This is a genomic window from Acinetobacter sp., assembly GCF_045628685.1.
Lineage (GTDB): Bacteria > Pseudomonadota > Gammaproteobacteria > Pseudomonadales > Moraxellaceae > Acinetobacter.
This window is the reverse complement of record NZ_JAZQPV010000029.1, coordinates 1-5067: the sequence shown is the minus strand read 5'-3', so window position 1 is coordinate 5067 and position 5067 is coordinate 1. Positions and strand designations below refer to the sequence as shown.

Annotated in this window: 9 protein-coding genes; all 9 read left to right on the top strand. The window is 52.2% G+C overall.

Annotated features, from left to right (window positions below):
• Window positions 1-730 (top strand): TAXI family TRAP transporter solute-binding subunit (locus tag ACKI4H_RS04215; protein WP_407304055.1); only part of this gene is annotated, 730 nt, incomplete at its 5' end.
• Between the two features lie 241 nt (window positions 731-971).
• Window positions 972-1175, top strand: coding sequence for a hypothetical protein (locus ACKI4H_RS04210; RefSeq protein ID WP_407304054.1), 204 nt, complete (start codon window positions 972-974; stop codon window positions 1173-1175).
• Entirely contained in the window at window positions 1172-1465 is a 294-nt protein-coding gene (locus ACKI4H_RS04205) for a hypothetical protein (protein ID WP_407304053.1), read from the top strand. The genes ACKI4H_RS04210 and ACKI4H_RS04205 overlap by 4 nt, the downstream gene beginning before the upstream one ends.
• 388 nt (window positions 1466-1853) lie before the next feature.
• The gene (locus tag ACKI4H_RS04200; RefSeq protein WP_407304052.1) at window positions 1854-2438 is read left to right on the top strand and encodes a hypothetical protein; all 585 of its coding nucleotides are present in this window, start codon (window positions 1854-1856) and stop codon (window positions 2436-2438) included.
• 17 nt (window positions 2439-2455) lie between these two features.
• The gene (locus tag ACKI4H_RS04195) at window positions 2456-2731 is read left to right on the top strand and encodes a hypothetical protein (protein ID WP_407304051.1); all 276 of its coding nucleotides are present in this window, start codon (window positions 2456-2458) and stop codon (window positions 2729-2731) included.
• 20 nt (window positions 2732-2751) lie between these two features.
• Complete coding sequence (locus tag ACKI4H_RS04190; RefSeq protein ID WP_407304050.1) at window positions 2752-2979, top strand: hypothetical protein; 228 nt, start codon at window positions 2752-2754, stop codon at window positions 2977-2979.
• A 118-nt stretch (window positions 2980-3097) separates the two neighbouring features.
• Complete coding sequence (locus ACKI4H_RS04185) at window positions 3098-3907, top strand: hypothetical protein (protein ID WP_407304049.1); 810 nt, start codon at window positions 3098-3100, stop codon at window positions 3905-3907.
• Between the two features lie 68 nt (window positions 3908-3975).
• Entirely contained in the window at window positions 3976-4371 is a 396-nt protein-coding gene (locus ACKI4H_RS04180) for an HIRAN domain-containing protein (RefSeq protein ID WP_407304048.1), read from the top strand.
• 19 nt (window positions 4372-4390) lie between these two features.
• Window positions 4391-5067, top strand: a 677-nt coding sequence (locus tag ACKI4H_RS04175; RefSeq protein WP_407304046.1) for a hypothetical protein, incomplete at its 3' end; no start/stop codon positions are given.

Sequence of the window (5067 nt, the reverse complement as noted above, 5' to 3'; positions counted from 1 at the left end):
TGACAACGTCAACAAGATCTACACCGACAAGAACTCGCAGTTCGGCATCGTGCAAGAAGATGCGCTCGACTACCAGCGTAAGATCGACCCGAAAATGATGTCTCGCGTCGTCGCGGTCTTTCCTTTCTTCTCGGTCGAGGTCCACGCGATCGCCAAGAACGGCTCGAAGATCAACTCGCTGGCTGACATGTCCGGCAAACGCGTGATCGAGGGACCTGAAGGTTCAGGTACCTGGGTTACCGTCCAGCTCATCAAGCAGATGACTGGCATCAAGTGGGAAACCGTCGAAGGCAACCTCTCGCAGGGCAACGGCCTGAAAGCTGTTCAAAGCGGTGATGCTGACGTTGAGTTCATCGTCGCCGGCCAGCCAATCACGGTGCTGCAGACCGCCAAAGGCGTCAAGCTGATCCCGCTGAGCAACCCGAAACTGGACAGCTACGGCTTCTACACGAAGACGTCGCTCCCATCTGGCGCATACGGTTTCCAGTCCGACCCGGTGACAACCTACAAGGTGAACAACGTCCTCGCAACCTTCGCGTACAAGAACCAGTACCAGAAGGAAATCAGTGATCTCGTTACCTGCATCACGAAAAATGTCGATGACCTCCAGGCGAACGGCCACGCTAAATGGAGGGACGTCGACGTCACAGATATTGATCGCGTGAAATGGCCCGTCCACCCTGCGGCGCTCAAAGCAATCCACGACGAGTTGAAGAAAGCTAAGCAGTAAGTGATTCTTATACACCCTTGAGTTACCAACTCTTCGGTGTAAGCCAAAAATTACCAAAAAAGTTAACACGTTTTCGCAGGTTGGTGTATAATAATCATATACCAACCAAACGAGTTCAAAAATGCAACCAAACACTCTTCACACCAAGCCTCTTCTGAAATCCCTCGGCGTTGATGGAGATATGGGTGGCAAGAACTTCGTCTTCCTTCAGCTCTTCACCATCTACGCCTCGGATGCTCAGATGGCGGCCCTCACGAAAGCTGCGAAGTACGGTTGGAAAGCTATGAAGATCGTGTACAGCAAGGACCCAGAAGTTCAAACCTGTGCGGTAGCTCTCTCGACCACCGAATGCTGTGCCTGGATGCTTCCTGACGGAACGATCCAACGTGCAAAGGTTGGCGCCAAAACGGTTTACCTCGATAAAAAATGGACGGAATCGGTATGATCAATACGACGAACTGGAACGGATCGAACATGCGTTGCACTAAGTGCAATCATTACCTGCCAGACCGCTGCATCTGCGATGGCCCCTCGATCGAGCAGCAACGCATCACGAAGGCCTTCGTCTACGAGGCACTCGGCAATGCTAAGGAGAACGGCTATGATGAGCTGTTCGACATGACTTCTGCTGAGATCGCGCACGACATCAAGGAATACGATGCCGAGCTCGAATTGACGAAGACGGAGCATCTCATTCCTCACATCGAGGAATGGTTGAAGGAGTTTCATAAATGAGCAAAGCAGGACCACACCTTGCTGGTGTCATTGCTATGATTCTTGTAGACGACAAGGACAACAAGCAACACTGTAAGGTATCGAAGAACCTAGGTCATCCCGTCCTCCACCGTGAGGACGGGCCGGCCTTAGATTACGCAAACACCTACAAAGCACATTACAAGAATGGTGTGCTTCATGGCACAATAGAATTTGCAGGCAAAGTCTGCTCAACGTGGAACAAGGGGGTCAGGATCTCATGAGACCGAACGCGTGTGACTAGCTGCTCGCAAAACGCGCAGAGCCAGTCAACGACGTAAAAACAGGTTGTTATCATTTTTGTTACAAACCTGCGGGTTTTGTGTTATAATGAACCTATGCACCACTCTACTAATTTTGAGGTATAAGAATGAATAAGAGACTTTTCGTTTCATCGCCAGTGCAGGTAGCTCTGCTGAAAAATGTTCTGATTCCAGAAATGGCCACAGGCTTTTGGAAAGATCACCGACCAGCAGATCACGCCGCGCAATGGACCGATGTCGAGATCATTGTGAGCCAGGACTCAAAATTAGGGCCCGTGGATTTTAATGTGCCGCGCCTGTACAATTTCGTCAATCCTGATTTCATCAAACCGAATGAGCAATTGCTCGTGGCGGCAGCACAAGCTGTGAAGTCCACGAGCAATTTCCGTTCAGTAAAAAAAGAACTGATTGAGTTATCGCGGATTGTCGGTGGTCGTTTAACGGACGCCAATGAGAACCCGACAAAGGCCAACCGCGGGAATAACAAAAATGGCAGCGTTCAAGAGCCAACTGCAAAGACAAAGACGGCTGTGAAGAAAGCGACAACTGCTGTCAAGAAAACGATATCAAAAAAGGAATCTGGGGTGGTGACAGAAACAACATCTAATGGCGCAACCGTTAGACGAGTTGCAGTGACAAAAGCCAGCCCATTTGATGCTTTAACTGGCCCGCAAACTGCACCTGAAAATTAACTTGAATAGGAGGGTGTATGACCTGCTTCCTGAACCCAAAGAACGAATCGAACGAAGAGTTCCTTGAACGTGAGGGGCGTGTCGTCCGCCCTGATGAGGCCGCGATCGTAGACGGAGAATATCCTGTCTGTCTTATCTACAACGCAACGTTCACGGCCGCCGCGATCGGCTACTGCCAAAGCGAGATCAACTCGCTGACGCGGAATAATGACCCGCGCCCGAAGGTCTGGTATCAAGTACCAGTGGAGAAGTTGCTGCCACACAGCGATCTCGAGCATTATGTGAGGGTATGACTTTTAACAAGGGGACCATCATGAAACGCGAGCCAGTCAAAGATCAGAATTACACTTCTATTGATGTAACAAAGCTTTCAAATGAATCCATTCGCGAGCTATATGACGAGTGTGTGGAAGGCTATGAAATCAGCTTTACACCGGCCTACGCTAGCTATACAGATTTTAACGGCAAATGCGCCGACGCAATCGTAGAATTAGCGTGCGAGGCAGAAAGGCGCGGTCTTCACCTGCGCACGTTACATTAACTAACGGTGTACAAACGTATAGATTAGTTGTATAATAGCTACATCATCAAGCACCGTTAGTAATGGATGCACCTCGAGTCCTAATGAAAAATCGAGGTAACCTCAAAGGAGTATCAAAATGAATGCAATGGCAAATTTCGGCGGCGAAAAGTTCATGAACCGCCTGTTCCGTCGCGCACCGGGTGTGGTATGGGACATGATGACCGGTAAGGTCGGCTTCAAGACCGGCGAGGGTATCGCTACGTTCACCGGGCAAGGCGATGACGCCCAGATCGAGATCAACATGTTCGACCAGTTCGGCATGGAAGTTCCTGCTTTCGCGCAGTCTACCCCGATCGACGCCGTCAATGTCGGCGACCTGATTTACTTCGGCTCGGGCGAGAAGGCAGGCTGGATCGTCGAAAAACGTTACGGCGTGAAGCCTGTCGGCAGCTCGACCCCCGCAAAGCGTCCATCGCGCAAGTCCACTGCTGCAGGGCCTGCAGCAGACCCGCTCGACCTGACCGTTGCCGAATCTGACCTCGACAAGTCGAATGTCCAGTTCACCCTGATGAAGGTCGACGGCCAACGCACCACCTGGAAACCGCCGAAGGTCTCGATGCTGGGCATGGGTGCCGACGGTGTCATGGTGATCCGCTCGCTGCTGACGATGCTGCCAGGCGGCCAGAATGACCTGAACGGAATGCAAAGCAACATGATGATGATGATGCAGATGTCGGCCATGAGCGGCAACGAAGACGGCCCGGACATGGAAAAGCTGATGCCGATCATGCTGATGAGCTCGATGGGCGGCAACAACGCCGGCGGCATGAACCCGATGCTCATGATGATGATGATGGGCGGCAACAACCCAATGGCCAACCTGTTCGGCGGCGGCAACAAGACCGGCGGCAACAGCGGTGGTAAAGGCGGCCCTTTCCGTACCTGACCGACGACAGCGATTGGGATGCGAAGTTTCACTCTGGACTTCGCAGCCTGACGGACGAAGAGCGTAGGGTGCTTTCGTCGGTCACAATCGTCGGAATGCGTTTCTACGCTGGTGCTCAAGAGTACCTACCCAAAGCAGGTCAGTATCATGATGTCTTTGATCAGTTCCTGTACTTGGTACCAGAAGTAGACAACAAGTACGATGTGAATGCGGTGATGCTGCATAACGGGAAACAGAAGCTTGGCAGTGTGGAAGCGAAAGATGCTGCTAAACTCAAGCGGTTGCTCACTGATTGGCGAGATCAAAATCGGTCAAACACAGACGATGTGATTGTGGTGCGGATGGATACGCTGAGCCACGAGAACTTGAATGACTTCAAGTTCCGTGGCTCAATCACAGTAAGAGGCATGCATCGCGTCAACGAACGCCTTGCTCGTAAGTTTGCAAACAAACATTTGAAGTAATACCACAAGGAGAATTAGAATGGGCAACGCACGCTGGAATGATGATACTTACCGTACGTATACGAAGAGCACCGACTATGTCAATAAGCCTCGCGAGCAGGTGTTCTCACACCGTGTCAATGAAAAGCTCGATCCGAGAAATGTCAAGGTCGGTAAAGGCGAACGAGTCGGCCTGCAGCTCCGCGAGTCGATCATCTCGGAAGAAAATCCGAACCCAACCCCGATCATCCTCGGCCTGGACGTCACCGGCTCGATGGGCGAAGTCGCTGAACAGATCGCCAAGGTCGAGCTGCCAAAGCTGATGACCCAAATCCACGAGACCTACGCCGTCAGCGACCCGCACGTCATGTTCCACGCAATCGACGATGTGTTCGCACAAGGTCACGGCGCCCTGCAGGTTTCGTACTTCGAGCCGGACCTGAAGATCGTCGAACAGCTGCGCCAGATGTGGCTCGTGGCCAACGGCGGAGGCAACGGCTCCGAGTCGTATGACCTGTCATGGTACTTCGCCGCGAACTATACGTACCTCGATTCGTACGAGAAGCAGAACCGCAAGGGTTTCCTGTTCACCTTCGGTGACGAGCCGGCGCCGTTCGCGACCGTGACCAAGAACGACCTTCGCACCATCTTCGGTGAAGGCAGCTACGAAGACACCACGCCGGCCGCCAGTCTCAAGGCTGCACAGGAGAAGTACAA